The following is a 17,188-nucleotide window of genomic DNA, read 5'->3' on the forward strand; positions in this document are numbered from 1 at the left end:
TGGAATTTAGTTATGGGATAAGCGAATTGTCAACAATCACTTATCAAATGTCATTGCTCTTTAATAATCTAACATTACTATGAACGAGTTTTGCTTTGATCTCGTTAAAGTGTTCTTGATTAAGAGGCATAGTCGCATCTTCAATTAAATAACATTCGAACCCTTCCTTCAGTGCATCCTTTATTGAAAAATAAACACAAACATCAGCACATAAACCACAAAAATAAAGTTTCTTAGCCCCTTTTGCATTGAGATAACCTGATAATCCTGTGTTTATTTGATGTTGGTTATCGTAGAAACCACTGTAACTATCTACCTCAGGATTCATACCTTTGCGAAAAATAGTTTCTATAGGTTTTATTTCGAGCATGGGATGAAATTCTGCGCCAAAAGTTCCCTGAATACAGTGATTAGGCCAAAGTATTTGTTCTATTCCGTGTACTATTATTTTATCGAGAGGTTTTTTACCTGGATAATTAGATGCGAAATTTTTGTGATTTTGAGGATGCCAATCTTGAGTAGCTACAATTAAATCAAATTTAGGAAGTAATCCATTAATAATTGGAATAATGTCATCCCCATGTGATACCGCAAGTGCACCACCAGGCATAAAATCATTTTGCACATCAATGATGATTAAGGTCTTATTTATTTTTTTCATTGGAATATTTTTGATATTCTTTTATTAGTTGATTTCGTTTTTCATTCAGTTGATGGCTTAAGCCTATTTGATAAATATCTGGTTTCTCAAATCGCTTGAATTTTTCAGGGAGCTTTTGTAAACGTTGTTTGCTGTATTTTGCGATTTGCTGGAGTGTTTGTGAGGGCAATATGCACTTACCATTTTCCATGACCTTATGAAGTAAAGGCTCCTGCGCATAATGTTTAAAAGCGAATTTTTTATCTCCAAAAGGAGAGTGAATCTTTCCCAGATCCGTTTCATTCATAAGCGCAACAACATCCCCTCCCAGGAAAGCATCATCATTCAACAGCCGATACACTTGTTTTTTGTAAGGCAAAGTAATTTTACCTATAGTCTCTGAGAGCTTTATTCGTGGTTTTTCATCCATAAAAGCTAATTTGTATACTCCGTCTAAAGCAGCGTCTGGTGCTCCAATAACCAACTTTGTTCCGACACCAAAAGCATCGATAGGCGCATTTTGTTCACGCAGTTCTTTTATCCTTTCTTCATCAAGCTGATTGGATGCGATAATTTTTACATAATTTAGTTCTGCCTCATCAAGCATTTGACGTGATTTTTTTGCTAATTCTCCCAAGTCACCACTATCTAATCGTATTCCTTGTAAACGGTGTCCACGTTGCTCCATTTCTTTGGCTACTTGAATCGCGTTGGGAACACCACTTTCTAAAGTGCTATAGGTATCAACAAGCAATGAGCAATTATCTGGCCAGATTTCCGCAAAATCACGAAATGCAGCCAGTTCACTGTCATAACTTTGTATATATGAATGTGCCATAGTTCCTGAAATAGGGATATCATAGTCACGTCCTACACACACATTGCTCGTAGAATCAAAGCCGCCAATAATTGCCGCCCGACTCGCATAATACCCCCCTGGGCCTTGGGCTCTGCGCAAACCAAAATCAATTAACTCAGAATGACCTGCTGTTTGTCGGATACGGCTGGCTTTTGTTGCGATGAGCGTTTGAAAATTTAATAAATTTAATAGAATTGTTTCAATAAGCTGGGCTTCGATAATGTTGGCCTCTATAGAAACCACAGGGCGGGTAGGAAAAACTAAATCCCCTTCAAAAGAGGCATAAACAGTACCCCGAAAACGAAAGTTTTTTAAATAATCAAGAAACTTAGGATCCATTCCTGTGCTTTTTAAAAAATGAATATCTTGCTCATTAAAATGATAGCTTTCTAATATCTTAAGTAAATCAGAAAGGCCAGCAAAAATGGCATATCCGGAACTAAATGGAAGTTTTCTGAAAAAATAATCAAAAATTGCAGTTGAGTTTTCATGGCCTTTTAAAAAATAAACTTGAGCCATGGTGAGCTGATATTTGTCAGTGTAACTTCCAGTAAAATCAAACATTGATGTAAATATCCTTCTAAACGAAATAATCATGTTTAAAAAATAGAGTGATGCTGCCATGATAGTTGTTGTAATACACTTCGTCCAGAGTGACGTTCCCTACATTCTTTAGTTATTGATGGCGGATTTATTGTTTTTCTTCATTCGAAGAACAGCTCTCAATTCATTGAAATGACAAATTTGAGCACACTAGATTTAAAACAAATATTCTGATATATGTTTGTATAGAATGTTGATTAATTGATTTTTTTGTTGAACAAATAATACTGAATGCTTGGGTTTTAATTCATATGTTTTTCTCTTAACTATAATATCAGACATGGAGTAAAAGGATGAAGGTCGGTGAATTTAAAAGGCTAATTAATGAATTAGAAGAAAAAATTCTCTTGGAAAAAAGCGCTGAGGAAGTCATTAAATTAGTCTCATGTTTCAAAAAAATCGCCGAAATATATGATGAGGAAAATGCTGTTCCATCTGAGATGATGATTTCTGTTCAAAAAAACATTCATGAGTTTTGGAGTTGGGGTGCCCATAATTTATCCTATGATCAATGGCAGGATGATACGCTTGTTATCCCTTGGCTTACGTTTCAAAAAAAATTATATAAAGCAGGTTTGTTAGAGAGGGATTTTCATCATCCTCTTTTATTTCAAGAAATAAAAAATCGCTATGACAGCATTCCCGACAATAAATTACAAAGTACGGAGCTTCTCTCTTTATTGGCATCTACAAGCCGTATGTCAGGTTACGCAGGGCTGGATGAGCTTGATAATAGCTATCCATTGTTGCGTTTGAATGAGGGGTTTTCTGCAAGGCGGTCACAAGAAATACATAAATTAAAAGACATTCTCTTTCTACTGCAATCCAGTTTTTATTTACTTTATAAACATTGTACTGTTGAACAACTCCATTTGATTCCTTATCTGATTTATTTTCGCCATCATACTACAGACGAAGAACGACGTTCCGAGCTCGCAATTTTTAAAACGCTCACTGAAAAAACGGCAGATTGCCTTAAATTTTTTCATGATCAGGAAGATTATATAGATGCTCGATCCATAAAGATGGTAAATGCTTTATCGCAAGTTGCTCATTTGATTCCAAATCGTCGTGGGGATTTTCTTCAGGTCACTAACCAGTGTCGCTGGATTTACCCTTTTATTCAGAAAAGTAGAGTGGATTTAATTACGGACGATGACGTTTTATTAGATGAGACACTTCAGTTGTTAGAGCTTGATTTTGATACCCAAAAGGATAAATCCTATACAGCGGCTTTAGATTTTACCGCGGCAGCTCAAAAACAGATGCGTACTCTAACCAGCAGAGAAGCAAAACTGGTTCATACGGCAATTAATCTATTTTCTTTGGATAAATATATTAGACAGCGTCAAGAAGATACTCGTCCCAAACATTCTTTTTTGTCCCTTTCCGGGCAGACAAAGTGTCAGGCAGCAGAAAAATGGAAAAATTCTATTCGTGGTATGCCGGTGCAAATAGGATTTTTTGAAAGGATGGCTTTAAACCAGGGACGACTAAAACAACTTATTGAGTCATTAGATGAACAGGGGAAGGGGGTAGGGCTTTTATCAGATTTAAAATAGTATGGGGGTGGATAAATTTGCTTTTCTCTATAGCCTAACATATATTTACTATAGCTTTATGGATTTGAATGACGATAAGAAAAAGGAGTTCTTATGAGAGTTATTAGTAAGATTTCGCTCGCAACACTAGTGGGGATCTTGACAGTCTCAACGAGTGTATATTCCGATACACCTGACATTTCAGGATCATACCAATGTTCCTACCATGATCCGTTTTCTACCCCTAATGACGGTACAGAAACTATAGTTTTCAAAAAAAATGGAGATGTATACAAAATTTCAGGAATTCCCACCGGTAACGTATTTCCATATTATATTGGCAAGGGAGTAATGAATAAAAACATAAACAATGCTATTGGTTATATATTTTGGCAACCTAAGTCCCCAACTGTTACTACAGTTCAAATTTTTAATATTAAACCTGATGGTACTTTAGATGGTTATTTTTCAGAAAGTAACAAAGATAAAGGGGGCACCGAGACGTGCACTAAGGCCAAGTAACGAAGATACTCATATAGATAAGATATGAAAAAAGGAATTTATTATGAAAACTGTAATTAAGAGTGTTTATTTAGTTACCGCATTATCGCTATCTACTGTAACAACCTATGCAGATACTACGAGCACTCCGGCTAATACTAATACATCAACTAATAGCACTAGCCCCCCAACGAATACAAGTAATAATGCAACTCCTAACCCCCAAGGGGATTACCAATGTCAGCGGGCAGATGCTTCCAGTAATACGAGTACTTCTACTCTCTCAATAACTAAAGGAAATGATACGTATACTTTTGAATGGGATGATAATAATGGGGATCCTGTTCTTTATGGCACTGGTGTTATGGTAGGAAGTTTACCCAATGCTATTTCAGTCTCATTTTGGGATCCTAAAAAACCTGATGCAATTGGAATTGAAGTGTTTGAGTTAAAGTCGGATGGTTCAATACAAGGTAATTGGACATTACAATCAGACAATAAGCTCGGCTCTGAAACGTGTACCAAGACGAAGTAAATAATTTAAGACATTATGTTTTTTAGCCCAGAGAAACTAGCAGAAGCCTAAAATTTTGGGCTCTTGCTATGTTTCTAAAGTATAAGTTCCTGGGTATTTCATCAATGAAATATTTAGTACCTGAATCTGCATACTTCGGAAGTTAAGCAAGATGTCTGCTGATGTTTGGAATACGAAAAAAAACTGTTTTGAATTTTGAAATGAGGAAGATATTTTTTTGCTAAACATTAAACCGCAATTTTTCTGTGAATTATTTGGTTTAAAATAAGAATTCAAGGATACTAACCACTGCCGTAAAAAAGAAGACGAAAAAGCATAGCCAATTCCAGCACCTAGTGATCCCATTCCCAACAGAGCACGATGTTCCGAAGACAAGGAAGGAAGTTTGATAGGGGATAAAAAAATACACGTGCTAAAGGCAAGCATCACATACTTATAGGCATTTAATCCTAGTTGGGCTCCTTGTATACATGTTGGTGTTCTGTGCATTATTTTTGATAATGCTTTCCTTTCCTTTTCTTGTTCTTCAAGCTTAGCGTTAAGATAAACTGAGAGGGTAGTGTATTCGTCTAAAAATGGCTCTTTATGATGCGGTTGAAGAATCAAATAATCACTTAACTGGGTGATGGAGTGATTCAAAAGATCAATTTCTTTTTCCAATATGGTTAATTCAACTTTTTTTTGAGTAATTAAGAACTCCTGCTGTAAGTTTATTTCTTCATGAACCCGTATTGCTAAGGTTACCAAAAAATAAACACCACAAAAACTGGTAATTAATAGGAGCATGGAAGGTGAGCATGTCATTAAAGTTAACGACCCCAAATAGGGATTGAGTCCGTCAATCAGACCCGATAAAACCGCTGCTAATAAGGAGCATGTTTTAGATGCAGTAGATTGCTTTGCTATTTTTCGACGCATACTTTCAATTTGCTGTGGGGATAAGAAGTTTAATTTTTCAAGATCGACAAGCAATTGTGCATTTACTTCTAACATCTCATGATATTGATGCGATTTACAACGTATCCAGATACGATTGACAACAGATAGCCCACCTACAAAAAGCCCCATTGGAATAACTAGGTGTCTTATATCTTGAAATTCAAGAATATAGATTAAGTTTAGAGTACTGCTTATTCCTCGCAATGCGTTACTTAAGCTTTTCATACAGTCGCGGACGTAAGGCCAAAGCATGATGACTATTTTAAAAGGTTTTTTATCTTCTCGAATACTATAGTGTGTTATTAAAGAAGAGCTTATTGTACTAAAAATAATTAAGGTGGAAATTGATGCGCCAATAGGTGACTTTATCCATTCTTGCATTGCTTTTGTGGCTAAATCACTATTGGCCAGGGCTATGTCAAAACTGTATTTGATCATATTCAGAGAAAGTTTGCCATTCTCTATGCCCAGATACAGGGCATAAAGGTAACTCCATTGATGTGAGTTTTTGGTTGTTTTTTTAGTAGCAGAAAACGATGGCATTATAACCAAGATTGCTGGCTTAGCGTTCTTGAACTATACCTATACACCAATTTAAGATCAATTATAAAATCATTTTGATTTTTTAAATATCTCATTGGCTATTACTTGATTAATTTATAATTGATTTTTAATTTTATAGTAAATAATAGCAAGCGGCTCTCTAAGAAAGTGTCGGGAAAAATAGCTGTTTTTTTGCCAACAAAGACTTTGTATCGCAGGGGAACCGGAAACTTTAAGTCCCAGTTTTTGCGCTACAAGGATTGCTCTAGGTAAATGGAAAGGTTCAGTAACTAAAAGAATGGAATTAAATTTCTTTGCTGAAACTATTTTTTCAGAAAACAAAAGATTTTCGTATGTAGATGCCGATGCGGATTCAAGCAGGATGTCCTGTTCTGAAACGCCTAGATGTAAGGCAATTTCTTTCATTACTTGTGCTTCACTCGGCCCATTTTTGGTATCTTTTCCTCCGGAGAAAAGAAGCTTTGGTGCATAGTTTGCTTTATACAAATCAACCGCATGTTGTACTCGAGCTACAAGACAAGGATTGTATTTATCGCCATGATAACTCTTTGTGCCAAGAACTATAATGACATCGGCATGCTTTTTTTCATCTTTTTCTGCGTTTCTTATGATATATAAGGCTAGAGAAAAATAAATACCCGCAGATAAAATAAGAAAAAAAATAAATACTTGCATCAAAGTTTTCATCAAGATCTCTAATAATTTATTATAATAGGGGTTATACCCTATCCAGCCAGTCCGAGAAGCAGGAAACTGATAATAAATAACTAACACATCCTAACTAAAATACAAGAAAATTTAATATTTATGACACACAAATAGAGATTGTCAGCAATCTGGAAAACATAGTGCTCATGCTCGACATAAAAGATATTGTTGTATCTCTTATGTCGAAGCCATTGATTAGTCATGATGATGATATTGTGAATATGGCGTTCTATTTGGCACTACAATATAATTTCCAGGGGGAGACCATCGGTGAGCGTTTCTCCAGGAGTTTGAGTGGTGGTGGTGATGGTGAGGGAAAAATTTAAATCGTGGATGATGGCGGTGAGAATGATGATTTGCAAACGCTGAAGTGGAAAACGCAGCAGCGCATATGATTCCCAGCAGCAATATTCTTTTTATAATCATTTCTTATACCTCTTAGATTGTTATCCGATACCCAGTCTAAATAAGGAATGTAACAGAATTATAACAAGATGCTCTTAAATTGTAACAAGAATGTTACAAAGTGAGTTTGAAGTCCTGGCTCAGTGATATAAGCTACTCTAAAACGTGCATTGTAAAAATAAGGGTAAAAATGAAGAGTTTCTGGTGGGGTACATTTTATTTGTTACGTGGAATTCGTCATCTTTTTACCAAAGGGTTAAAACGTTTTATTATATTGCCTTTAGTAGTAAATTTTTTAATGTTTGCCGGGTTGTTCTATTTAATTTCTCATTATTTACTTCCTTACGCATATTATTATCTAAATCAATTGCCCTCGTGGCTAAGTTTTCTAAGTACTTTGTTCTTTATAATTTTTATCCTGGGTTTTTTCTTAATGTTTCTATCACTGTTTACAGTAGTTTTTAATGTGGTAGCAGCTCCTTTAAATGGCTTATTAGCTGAGAAAACACAAAACATCCTTTATGCTAGTTCTATTCCTGACATATCATTTTATCAAATGGCTCTTCGTAGTCTGCAAAGGCAAATGGAATTTCTTCGCTATTTTATCCCTCGATTTTGTGGGGTTGGTATTTTATTTTTTGTCCCTTTCTTACAACCGATTTATCCTTTTATATGGTTTATTTTTAATGCATGGATGTTGAGCATCCAATATCAGGACTTTGCGATGGATAATAATTTAGTGGACTTTAAAGAAATGCGGCAGGAAATTAAGCGTAATAAAATGCGTTCATTAGGATTAGGATGTTCTATTAATCTGGCCAGTCTCATACCTGTCATTAATATTTTAGTCATGCCTGCTGCAGTGATTGCGAGTACTATTCTTTTCTGCGAAACACGAACCTTATCTTTTAAGATTAAGGCGTGTTGACAATTTATCTCCACCACCTACGTACCGACTTGTTCGCAGCATCCAGGCGAGATTAATCAATGGTGAACTCGCCTTAGTAGTCTTGATAAAGATTCCAGCCCTCAAGTAAGTTCGATATAAATAATTACCATGTGTTTATATCGAACCCACGTTATTTAGTATGCCTGGACAACAACTTTGCCCATTGCTTTTCCTGACTCAAGTAAAGCATGTGCTTTATCTATATTTTCAAAATAAAAAAGATGCGGGTCTATCAGTGGCTTCAAATAACCCTCATCCACAAGGCTTGCAATTTGTTTTAGTATCATCCCATGGCGTTCACGTTGTACATTATGAAGTAAAGGAATTAACATAAAAACAGCATGCAGACTGGCAGATTTTGCATGCAAAGGTGAAAGATCATATAGAGCAGCAGATTGAATACTGATGACATTCCCATAGAGAGCGACTGCAGCTAATGATTGATTCAGGTTGTCGCCTCCCACAGTGTCAAAAACCACATCAAATCCTACTCCACTAGTCAATCGCCCTACGTATTCTTGAACCGATTCATCTCGATAATTAATTGCTTCTTTGGCCCCCAGCGATTTTGCAATTTCTGCTTTATTCTGCGAAGATACCGTAGTGTATACTTCAGCCCCAGCCCATTTTGCTAACTGAATAGCAATATGTCCTACACCACCTATCCCGGCATGGATTAATACTTTTTGTCCTGGTTTAATTTTTATTTTTTCAAACAATGCTTCCCAAGCGGTGATCGTCACTAAAGGTAATGCAGCTGCTTCTACCATGCTCAGTGTCTTAGGTTTTTTAGCGATTAATCGTGCATCAACAAGCATATATTCGGCTAATGCGCCACTTTCATCTTTAAACCCCCCGGCGCATCCATAAACTTCATCACCTACTGAAAATTCAGTAACATTGGGGCCAACCTCTTCAATAATGCCGGATACATCACTATGCAAAATTGCTGGGAATGGAGGAGAAATTTGACTGTATTTTCCGGAACGTACCTTGCAATCGACAGGATTAACACTAGTCGCTTCTACACGAATTAGAACATAGCCAGGTTTAACGGTGGGTTTGGGAAGTTCAATTGTTTCAAAAACGGAACAATCACCAAAAGAGGATATTGCTTGTGCTTTCATAGTGTTCTCCTAACTCAATGCACTAGTCATTGATGCATTTTAAAAAATTCATCGAATAAATTACAGCAAGATTAGAGATTATCACTTGTGTGTTTATAGAGTAAAATATTTTATGTGTCTCAAGTTAAGGAATAGCGATGTGGCGTGCGAAATTAGCTGAGAAAATAGGTATAAAATATCCAATTATCCAAGCGCCTATGGCGGGTGGTGCGACTACCCCAGAGTTAGTTGCCGGAGTAAGTAACGCAGGTGGTTTAGGTTCGTTGGGAGCAGGATATATGTCGCCGACGGATATTAGGTCTGCGATAAGAAAAATTCGTGAATTAACGGCCAATCCTTTCGCAGTCAATCTGTTTATCCCGGAACACAATCAAGTTACGCCAAGTCAAATGCATAAGGCGTGTTGCGATATTCAACAATCTTGCATCGAGCTCAATTTAGAAATTAAACCCGTTGTACAGCCTTACGCACCTTCCTTTTCAGAACAATTAAAAGTGCTTATCGAAGAAAAGATTCCAGTTTTTAGTTACGCGTTCGGTTTATTGGATTTAGCATGGATTTCACAATTTAAAAAAAATCATACAATTTTAATGGGTACTGCTACCAATCTCGAAGAAGCTTATGAGCTTGAAAAAAGTGGTATTGACGCCCTTGTTGCTCAAGGATGTGAAGCTGGTGGACACCGAGGAACTTTTTTAGGTAAGGCTGAAGATTCATTAATTGGTTTATTCAGTCTATTACCTCAATTGGTTGATAAACTTAAAATTCCTGTTATTGCGGCAGGTGGTATTATGGATGGAAGGGGTATTATTGCTGCTACTGATTTAGGTGCAGACGGAGTTCAAATGGGTACTGCATTTCTTACATGCCCTGAATCAGGAATACCTGATTCATACAAACATACTTTATTAGCTCAATTTCAAGACAACACTGTATTAACACGCGCTTTTTCTGGGAAATTAGCACGAGGAATACGTAATAAATTTATCGAACGTATGGATGAGAAGAAAACTAATATTCTTAGCTATCCTATTCAAAATGCTCTAACCACAACAATGCGAAAAAAAGCAAAGGAAGAGCAACACATTGATTTTATGTCCATGTGGTCCGGACAATCAGCACAATTATGCAGAAACCTAAGTGCGAGTGAATTGATAAATACGTTGCTCATTGAGGTAGAATCCCTGAAATTAAAGCATTAGCGAGCAAATCTTAATAAGTTTATTAATGGTAATTATAATCCCCGGCTAACAGGCCGGGGTATGACTTAGGCTTTATAGAGACATACTATAGTCATTCTCTTCTTCCTCGTTTGTTTCATTAAAAGAACCAAACTGTGGTGTGGCGTCATAGGTGCTTTCTCTAAATCTATGATCAAAAAATCCCATTCTTTGACTAGTTGTCGTTACAGATGGCTGTTCGACTTGATGTGAGGATGAGAATGAATGAGAGTGCGAAGAGCCAGGCTTATTTTGTAAGTATTCTATTTGTTGCGTCAGACTTTGAATAATTTGCAGGTCGCTTTCTTTGGGTAATTTGATTGCATTGAGCGTTTTAATTGCCTGTTGATAGGTGGTAATCGCATTCGAAATTTGTTTATTCTGGATTTGGGATTTGGCTAAATTTAAAAACTGCATTGCCATTCCGCGATAAGCACTATCACTGGGCGTTTCATTTAATGAAATCGGACTAAAAGTTGGTGGTTCTGCGGTCAAGGACAATTGGGATAACATATTTTCTAGACTGCGATCAAATTGCTGTATTTCACTAAGAGATATGCTTTCAAATTGATTGAAAAGTGCTTGCTCTTGTTGTCTTTCAACTTGTCTTTCACCCAGTAAATGTTCATGATTCATAAATTTAGCGGATTTTAAGTATGATTTTGTGGATAATTTTTTTTCATAATAAGCATGAAACTCTTTGAAATGAGTCACCGGATCACCAATTTTTTGTTCTTCAGGTGTTTTATACCGAATTAATCCAAATGCTTTTATTGCATTAGCCATTGCCTCATCTCCGGCAACTTGATTCATCATTTCATAACAAGCATCAGCCAAATCAATATATAATTCAGTTAAGTTTCGATATGAATCATCATCTAATGACGTCTGTACGAGTTGGTTTATCGCTGCTACATAACACTCGCCCGCATTTGCATAATCTTTTGAATTAAAAAAGAGAGTGGCAAGATTATAGTAAGCACTAACAATGGCTTTAATATCTGCAACGCTTTTATTGGAAATTTGCAGAAATAAATTAATTCCATTTTGGTACTCGGTTATTGCTTCCTTTTGAGAAAAATATCGTTCTAGATTTTTAGCATTGGCGATTTTCTGCTTCGCATTTTTTCTCTTTTCTTCATCCATTATGTACTCCATTAACTATTAAATTTGAGAACCCAAAGTACCATATACGCCAAAAAGAAAACAATATTTCTAGAGCATTGTTTTATGGTTTGATTTCAAAAGAAACAAGTAGGGCGTGTTGACAATTTATCCCCCGCCTACGTGCGGCGGCATCGAGCCGCCTCTACATAGGTTTCACGCTCTTGGTAATAAACCAATTTATGTATTTTGTACTTCGCTGTAAATCCTAGAACTATGTTATTTTTATGCGCCCAGACTCGTTTCATTAAAGCTGATATTGAACCGGCATACCATGTCCCATTCTGCCTATTTGCCATAATACAGACGTCAAATGACGTCATCGCGCTTGCCTGATTTAAGGTGTATATTGAACTCAATGTGATACTATTACTTAAGCGGTACTGATTAGATGGGAAGCCAGATATTGGAGCATGCACTTGCACTCTTTGACGCATAATTTCGCTTCAACTTATCATCTCTTAAGGCAATGGCTCCAGGCAAAGATTTACCAGGCGTACCCCATTAGATCGGTTCAATTAGCCAATCTTCCTTAAAAAATAAAGCCTTTTGTGATTGACTGTGTCTAGTTTGTCTACACCATTTATCATAAGATCGCCTGTTAAAATTATCTAGGTTGCTATGTGACACACCTGTCATCAGGCACGCACGCTTCAAGGCCAGTGATAACTCGATTATGCTCGAGAAAATTAGGAATACAAGATTACAACGGCGCATATGAAGTTAATTATCCTATAAGGAGATTTTATTAAAATAAAAAGTAGCTTCTTCTGTACTCTATGAGGAGTATTTAATATGAAATTCTTTAATTCCACAAACCAAACCTCATCAAGTCCCAATCTTGCTCGCAAAAAAGTAAGCTGGTTTTCTAAATTATTAGGCTGCTTCTTTTTTGCACCGCCCGATGATGAACAGTCAACCACATATGTAGATACAAGATCATTTCGTAGTATTCCTTCAAAACAAAGTGAATATACATATCCAGATGGTGGTACCTATACCGGTCCGATTTCCAATAATCTTCCTAATGGCAGAGGCATCCTAAAATATCAAACTCATACCATTAAAGGCATATTTAACAATGGCAAGTTACCAGATCCTGGTTCAATTGAGTTCTCTAATGGTGATTTCTATGAGGGCAATATTGTAAATGGCATGCCTCATGGTAAAGGTAGATATAAAGATAGCAAGGGCAATATATACACTGGATGGTTTAAAAATGGTGAAAAAGATGGTAGTGGAACCATTGAATATAAAGACAAAACTAGTATTAACGGCCAATTTAGCAATGGGCAACTTAACCTGATCAATCGTATAGTTCTGAGTAGAGAAGTTAATATAGAAAATGAAATATTCAAGTATAAAGGGCCAACTCTAAATGGCCAGTTATGGGGTTGGGGCGAGATTACATTTAGCGATAGTCATGTTATTGGTTCTATTAAAGGCCATTTTGCGAACGGGAAACTGATATGTAAGAACCACACTCACTGCATGGTGGCGGATGAACATGGTAACCAGATTAAAAAGGATCGCCAAAAAATAATGGGTGAGGTAATGAAAGCAAATCAAATTTTAGATAAGTTTAACCTGGAGAATGAGTACAATACTTTTAGTGGTTCGGTGATTACAGATTTTTTAGAAAACTCTGAGTCGAACCTTGACAACGTTTTGACTCGAATGGAGATCTCGGAATCGTTAGACTACCAAACAGTGGCCCGGACAAGATTCTAATAACAGAGAGCAGTCCAGTTGGTATGCGATCTTACAAAGTTAAAATGGGCAAGAAAGCTTGCTTCCTACGCAAGTCATATTTCTAATTTAACTAATTCATGGATTGTGAACAAGTGGTGGCTCGTAGGTTCTTGGAGCGAGTTGTCAACATACCCTATTCATTTCTCTGCACTAATTAATGTAGTTAATTCACGCAGGGCTATGAAGAATATAGTATAGTCAATACTAGGGCTATCTAATAGCATTTCCAGCAATTGTTCCCAGCGTTGTCGAATGAAGCTGTTTCTAGTAAACCAGTAAGAGATCAATTCTTCAGCATTAAGCTTTTTTTGATCATGAATTAAAATGACAATGGTTAAACGACGTTGAAGATTATCTAATTCATCGCGTAAGGATAAACGTGCAAGATTATTCCAATGACCTTCACGAGAATCATTTCCTATTTGATCACGAAACCAAACCAGGCTAAATTTACTGCCAACCTTAAAATAAATTTCTGCAGTTCTTCTTAAATCGAATTTATTTTGTGTCGCAACTTCTATGATATTGAGTAATGTATACATTGCCCGAGTAGTTGCAATTTTTCGCGCAGCGTCTTCAGGTAAACCTATACCTACAAACTGTGTCACTATTTTATCCAGATATTCTCGAGTAACCCCAGCCATTAGATCGGGGATCAATAACTCAAGTTTGCTAATTGATTGACTGTAATGAGCTATATTACGAGCTATTTCACCATCAAGACGCCTATGGTGTAAAAACCATCGGGTTGCTAAATTCATTAATTGTCTGACATGATGAAGTAATTCATATTGAGTTTGTACAGGTAACTTATAATTCAATGAGTCAACCAAGCGGTGCAAGTCATCTACTTGATAGGCTTTGGCGGCAACAGTATAAGCACGGGCAATATCCGCTATTGATTGGCCTGTTTCAATGTGTAAACGGTACATAAATGTAATGCCTACAGTATTTACAATTTGATTGCTTAATTGAGTTGCAATAATTTCACGACGTAATCGATGTTTTGCCATTGGTTCTGCATAATTTTTCTTAAGCAATGAAGGAAAACCGGTTTCAAGTATGGTCGTAAAATAAGGATCATCAGGTAAATTAGATTTTAATAATTCACTTGTAATATAAATTTTTGTATACGCCATAATAATAGATAGTTCCGGACGTGTTAACCCTTGTCCAGATGCTTTACGTTCCAAAAGTCGTTTATCATCGGGAAGAAACTCAACATTTCTGTCTAAATTCACTACTCCTTCCAGTTCTTTAAGGTATGTTTGGTATAAACCACTATAAGATACGGTATTCATCGCAGAAAAACTTAAGACCAGGGCTTGATTGTAATTGTCCTGCAAAACGAGTTGAGCGACTTCCTCGGTCATTTTTGTAAGAAGTTGATTACGTTTTTTTTCGGTAAGTTGTCCTAGATTCATTTCTTTATTGAGTAGAATTTTAATATTGACTTCATGGTCAGAACAGCTGACTCCGGCTGAATTATCAATGGAATCGGTGTTGATTAAACCACCATTAAGTGCAAATTCTACCCTCCCTAGTTGCGTAAAACCAAGATTTCCTCCTTCACCGGCAATTTTGCAACGTAATTCATTTCCATTAACGCGACAAAATTCATTGGTTTTGTCTCCTACATCAGCATGTGATTCGGTTGATGCTTTTACATAAGTACCAATACCTCCATTGAATAATAAATCAACGGGTGCTTTTAATATGGCTCGAATCAATTCATTGGGAGTGAGCGAATCATCGGTAATTCCAAGTGCTTTTTTTACTTCTGGGGTAATCAAGATTGATTTGACTGTTCGTTTGTAAATACCACCACCTTTTGAAATAAGCTTTGGATTGTAGTCTTCCCATGAAGAAACAGGTAATTGAAACAAGCGCATACGCTCTTCAAAGGACTGATGTGGGTTTGGAGTAGGGTCAAGAAAAATATGGCGATGATCAAATGCTGCGATTAAAAGACAATGGTTGGTATAGGTTAGCCCATTGCCAAATACATCACCACTCATATCTCCTATACCAACCACAGTAAAGTCTTGTTGTTGAATGTTGATGTCCAGTTCACGAAAGTGCCGCTTGATTGATTCCCATGCACCACGAGCGGTAATGCCTATTTTTTTATGATCGTATCCTGCAGATCCGCCCGATGCAAAAGCATCTCCAAGCCAGAAGTTGTATTCTTTGGCAATTCCATTAGCAATATCAGAAAATGTTGCCGTCCCTTTATCAGCAGCAACGACAAGATAAGGATCTGCATCATCATAACAGATGGTATTTGAGGGAGAGATAACACGATCGTCAATAAGATTATCGGTAAGATCAAGTAAACCTCGAATAAATGATTGATAACAATAAATTACTTCATGTTTTATTTGTTCGCGATCAAGTACAAGCAGTGGTTTTTTTAGGACAAAACCACCTTTTGCTCCTGAAGGTACAATCACTGCATTTTTTACTTTTTGAGCTTTCATTAACCCTAGGACTTCAGTACGAAAATCTTCAGGACGATCTGACCATCGAATACCGCCACGAGCTACTTTGGCGCTACGTAAATGAATGCCCTCAAAGCGCGCAGAATACACAAAAATTTCATAGATAGGTTGCCCTGGGGGCAAGTCAGGGACTTTTGTTGAGTCAAGCTTAAACGATAGGTATTCTTTGAATTGTCCTTGGGCATTAAGCTGAAAATAATTCGTACGTAATGTGGCTTTTATTAAAGACCAAAAATAGCGAATAATATGATCTTCATCCAGGCTGTTGATTGCATCGATATCCGTTTGAATTTCATGTTCCAGGGCAATTTTTTCTTTTTGTATGGTGGAATTTTGTTTTGAACTAAATTTTAAATAAAAAAGTTGAATGAGTTTTTTGGCAATTACGGCATGGGTATCTACCGTTTTTTCAATATATTGTTTACTAAAACGAAACCCGGTTTGTTGCATGTATTTAGCATAAGCGCGAATAATAATAATCTCACGCCAGGATAATCCTGCACCTAAAATCAGTTTATTGAAGCCATCATTCTCACAAACTCCCGCGCTAATTTTTATCAACGCTTCATTAAAAATGGCTTTTACTTTGTCGAGGGGCAGTAAATTACTTCGAGTGTACGTGACATTAAAATCACCAATCCAAATCACTTCATTCCGATCAATCTCAATTCTATAGGGTCGTTCCGTATAAGTGCGCAGCCCCAGGTTTTCAAGTATGGGTAAAATATCTGATAAAGGTATAGGGCTACCATAGCGATAGAGCATAATGTGTAAGGGAAATTCGGTACGTGGTGATTCTACGAATTCGATAGTTAATGGATTTTGCGCTGATAATGTATCAATTTCTAAGAGATCTCTTAATGTTTCATCAGCATTATGTTGCTCACAATAACTTAACGGTAAAATAGAGAGGTATTTTTCAGCAAATTTTTTGCCTTTTTTACTACCAAGCTTGTTGATCACCTGTTGATATAACTGTTCTTTCCATGAGTTTTGCATTTTTAAATTCCAGGTAATTTGTTCTTTATTAAATTAAGTATAATTATAGGTCAAACAAATACATTGCAAACAAAAGTACCATATAAAATTTAATGTTTCTCATTTCTATATGTGATTAGCTAAAATAGTGTATGACTATCCATCAATAAAACATTAATTTTAAGACGGGGGTCCAAATCAA

Annotated in this window: 15 protein-coding genes and 1 pseudogene; 7 read left to right on the forward strand and 9 right to left on the reverse strand. The window is 36.4% G+C overall.

The window, feature by feature from the left end; genetic code table 11:
- Window positions 1-43: 43 nt before the first annotated feature.
- Window positions 44-661: a bifunctional nicotinamidase/pyrazinamidase gene (gene pncA / locus EKG34_RS03855; RefSeq protein WP_003632588.1), complete on the reverse strand. Its 618-nt coding sequence runs from the start codon at window positions 659-661 to the stop codon at window positions 44-46.
- Window positions 645-2,063 (reverse strand): nicotinate phosphoribosyltransferase, encoded by a 1,419-nt coding sequence (locus EKG34_RS03860; protein WP_012978885.1) that lies wholly within the window; start codon window positions 2,061-2,063, stop codon window positions 645-647. The genes pncA and EKG34_RS03860 overlap by 17 nt, the downstream gene beginning before the upstream one ends.
- A gap of 332 nt (window positions 2,064-2,395) precedes the next feature.
- Between EKG34_RS03860 and EKG34_RS03865 the strand changes: the two genes are divergently transcribed.
- The 3 genes from EKG34_RS03865 to EKG34_RS03875 all read left to right on the forward strand — a co-directional run bounded on the left by EKG34_RS03865 (window position 2,396) and on the right by EKG34_RS03875 (window position 4,679).
- The gene (locus EKG34_RS03865; RefSeq protein WP_003632585.1) at window positions 2,396-3,664 is read left to right on the forward strand and encodes a hypothetical protein; all 1,269 of its coding nucleotides are present in this window, start codon (window positions 2,396-2,398) and stop codon (window positions 3,662-3,664) included.
- A 93-nt stretch (window positions 3,665-3,757) separates the two neighbouring features.
- The gene (locus tag EKG34_RS03870) at window positions 3,758-4,165 is read left to right on the forward strand and encodes a hypothetical protein (protein WP_012978886.1); all 408 of its coding nucleotides are present in this window, start codon (window positions 3,758-3,760) and stop codon (window positions 4,163-4,165) included.
- 43 nt (window positions 4,166-4,208) lie between these two features.
- Window positions 4,209-4,679, forward strand: a complete 471-nt coding sequence (locus tag EKG34_RS03875; protein WP_003632583.1) for a hypothetical protein — start codon at window positions 4,209-4,211, stop codon at window positions 4,677-4,679.
- 66 nt (window positions 4,680-4,745) lie between these two features.
- On the opposite strand, the gene EKG34_RS03880 is transcribed toward EKG34_RS03875, so the two are convergent.
- Together EKG34_RS03880 and EKG34_RS03885 are read right to left on the reverse strand one after the other, a co-directional pair.
- The gene (locus EKG34_RS03880; RefSeq protein ID WP_003632582.1) at window positions 4,746-6,161 is read right to left on the reverse strand and encodes a hypothetical protein; all 1,416 of its coding nucleotides are present in this window, start codon (window positions 6,159-6,161) and stop codon (window positions 4,746-4,748) included.
- A 114-nt stretch (window positions 6,162-6,275) separates the two neighbouring features.
- Window positions 6,276-6,869 carry a YdcF family protein gene (locus EKG34_RS03885; protein ID WP_003632581.1) on the reverse strand — a complete coding sequence of 198 codons (594 nt, stop codon included), beginning with the start codon at window positions 6,867-6,869 and terminating at the stop codon, window positions 6,276-6,278.
- Window positions 6,870-7,069: 200 nt separating this feature from the next.
- Between EKG34_RS03885 and EKG34_RS18150 the strand changes: the two genes are divergently transcribed.
- Window positions 7,070-7,216: a hypothetical protein gene (locus EKG34_RS18150; protein ID WP_155808093.1), complete on the forward strand. Its 147-nt coding sequence runs from the start codon at window positions 7,070-7,072 to the stop codon at window positions 7,214-7,216.
- Window positions 7,217-7,485: 269 nt separating this feature from the next.
- On the forward strand, window positions 7,486-8,223 hold the full coding sequence (cysZ, locus tag EKG34_RS03895) for a sulfate transporter CysZ (RefSeq protein ID WP_003632579.1): 738 nt from the start codon (window positions 7,486-7,488) through the stop codon (window positions 8,221-8,223).
- A gap of 155 nt (window positions 8,224-8,378) precedes the next feature.
- Here the strand turns inward: cysZ and EKG34_RS03900 are convergent, their stop codons facing one another.
- Window positions 8,379-9,371: a zinc-dependent alcohol dehydrogenase family protein gene (locus EKG34_RS03900; protein WP_003632578.1), complete on the reverse strand. Its 993-nt coding sequence runs from the start codon at window positions 9,369-9,371 to the stop codon at window positions 8,379-8,381.
- A 137-nt stretch (window positions 9,372-9,508) separates the two neighbouring features.
- Between EKG34_RS03900 and EKG34_RS03905 the strand changes: the two genes are divergently transcribed.
- Window positions 9,509-10,573 (forward strand): NAD(P)H-dependent flavin oxidoreductase, encoded by a 1,065-nt coding sequence (locus EKG34_RS03905; protein ID WP_003632577.1) that lies wholly within the window; start codon window positions 9,509-9,511, stop codon window positions 10,571-10,573.
- A gap of 72 nt (window positions 10,574-10,645) precedes the next feature.
- Here the strand turns inward: EKG34_RS03905 and EKG34_RS03910 are convergent, their stop codons facing one another.
- The 3 genes and pseudogenes from EKG34_RS03910 to EKG34_RS18380 form a co-directional block, all read right to left on the reverse strand.
- A complete protein-coding gene (locus EKG34_RS03910; RefSeq protein ID WP_003632576.1) occupies window positions 10,646-11,737 on the reverse strand; it encodes a hypothetical protein in 1,092 nt (363 codons plus the stop codon).
- A 137-nt stretch (window positions 11,738-11,874) separates the two neighbouring features.
- A complete protein-coding gene (locus EKG34_RS03915; protein WP_012978887.1) occupies window positions 11,875-12,078 on the reverse strand; it encodes a GIY-YIG nuclease family protein in 204 nt (67 codons plus the stop codon).
- Window positions 12,079-12,142: 64 nt separating this feature from the next.
- Window positions 12,143-12,229: pseudogene (locus tag EKG34_RS18380) on the reverse strand (IS5/IS1182 family transposase); the annotation flags it as partial.
- 321 nt (window positions 12,230-12,550) lie between these two features.
- On the opposite strand from EKG34_RS18380, the gene EKG34_RS03925 reads away from it, so the two are divergent.
- Window positions 12,551-13,486, forward strand: coding sequence for an MORN repeat-containing protein (locus EKG34_RS03925; protein ID WP_003632574.1), 936 nt, complete (start codon window positions 12,551-12,553; stop codon window positions 13,484-13,486).
- Between the two features lie 158 nt (window positions 13,487-13,644).
- Here EKG34_RS03925 and EKG34_RS03930 read toward each other — a convergent pair whose 3' ends face one another.
- Window positions 13,645-17,007 carry an NAD-glutamate dehydrogenase gene (locus EKG34_RS03930; RefSeq protein ID WP_003632572.1) on the reverse strand — a complete coding sequence of 1,121 codons (3,363 nt, stop codon included), beginning with the start codon at window positions 17,005-17,007 and terminating at the stop codon, window positions 13,645-13,647.
- Window positions 17,008-17,188: the final 181 nt, after the last annotated feature.

This window comes from Legionella longbeachae, from assembly GCF_004283175.1.
GTDB classification, from domain to species: Bacteria; Pseudomonadota; Gammaproteobacteria; order Legionellales; family Legionellaceae; genus Legionella; species Legionella longbeachae.

Bases quoted from the DNA above. Each gene is read 5' to 3' on its own strand.
- pncA (WP_003632588.1), bottom strand. From the start codon at position 661: ATGAAAAAAATAAATAAGACCTTAATCATCATTGATGTGCAAAATGAT.
- EKG34_RS03860 (WP_012978885.1), bottom strand. From the start codon at position 2,063: ATGTTTGATTTTACTGGAAGTTACACTGACAAATATCAGCTCACCATG.
- EKG34_RS03865 (WP_003632585.1), top strand. From the start codon at position 2,396: ATGAAGGTCGGTGAATTTAAAAGGCTAATTAATGAATTAGAAGAAAAA.
- EKG34_RS03870 (WP_012978886.1), top strand. From the start codon at position 3,758: ATGAGAGTTATTAGTAAGATTTCGCTCGCAACACTAGTGGGGATCTTG.
- EKG34_RS03875 (WP_003632583.1), top strand. From the start codon at position 4,209: ATGAAAACTGTAATTAAGAGTGTTTATTTAGTTACCGCATTATCGCTA.
- EKG34_RS03880 (WP_003632582.1), bottom strand. From the start codon at position 6,161: ATGCCATCGTTTTCTGCTACTAAAAAAACAACCAAAAACTCACATCAA.
- EKG34_RS03885 (WP_003632581.1), bottom strand. From the start codon at position 6,869: ATGAAAACTTTGATGCAAGTATTTATTTTTTTTCTTATTTTATCTGCG.
- EKG34_RS18150 (WP_155808093.1), top strand. From the start codon at position 7,070: ATGTCGAAGCCATTGATTAGTCATGATGATGATATTGTGAATATGGCG.
- cysZ (WP_003632579.1), top strand. From the start codon at position 7,486: ATGAAGAGTTTCTGGTGGGGTACATTTTATTTGTTACGTGGAATTCGT.
- EKG34_RS03900 (WP_003632578.1), bottom strand. From the start codon at position 9,371: ATGAAAGCACAAGCAATATCCTCTTTTGGTGATTGTTCCGTTTTTGAA.
- EKG34_RS03905 (WP_003632577.1), top strand. From the start codon at position 9,509: ATGTGGCGTGCGAAATTAGCTGAGAAAATAGGTATAAAATATCCAATT.
- EKG34_RS03910 (WP_003632576.1), bottom strand. From the start codon at position 11,737: ATGGATGAAGAAAAGAGAAAAAATGCGAAGCAGAAAATCGCCAATGCT.
- EKG34_RS03915 (WP_012978887.1), bottom strand. From the start codon at position 12,078: ATGACGTCATTTGACGTCTGTATTATGGCAAATAGGCAGAATGGGACA.
- EKG34_RS03925 (WP_003632574.1), top strand. From the start codon at position 12,551: ATGAAATTCTTTAATTCCACAAACCAAACCTCATCAAGTCCCAATCTT.
- EKG34_RS03930 (WP_003632572.1), bottom strand. From the start codon at position 17,007: ATGCAAAACTCATGGAAAGAACAGTTATATCAACAGGTGATCAACAAG.